This is a genomic window from Blautia sp. MSK17_66 (assembly GCF_020538025.1).
GTDB lineage: Bacteria > Bacillota > Clostridia > Lachnospirales > Lachnospiraceae > Blautia_A.
Genome location: NZ_JAJBNQ010000112.1, coordinates 1 through 347, shown reverse-complemented (window position 1 = coordinate 347; position 347 = coordinate 1). Strand labels below are relative to the sequence as shown.

Below are 347 nucleotides of genomic sequence, written 5' to 3'. Positions count from 1 at the left end.
CAGTATATACAATTCTTGATAATCCAAAGTATAGTCATTTTTTTGAATTCATTGTGATTGCAGAAAAGAAAAGGATCACAAAAGAGAGTTTTCAAAAATTCCTGGAAGGTCAGGACCGGTATAAGCTGGATCCATCGAATGATTATGAAGAACTTGCACAGGAACAAAATATTGTCCTGGCTAATTTCCGGCGGAAGAAATTATCACAAACCGGAATAAGAGGAAGCAATGGAAATATAAAGTATCTTACTTTTGATGAAGCTTCCTATCTGGCAAAGGTCAGCAGAAGCATGATCAACAAGTGGGCGGATAAAGGAAAGTTCACAGTAATAAAAGTTGGCAGTCGA

1 pseudogene is annotated in these 347 nt (G+C 36.9%); it reads left to right on the top strand.

The features are described from left to right. Positions 1-347: pseudogene (locus LIR34_RS17715) on the top strand (helix-turn-helix domain-containing protein); the annotation flags it as partial.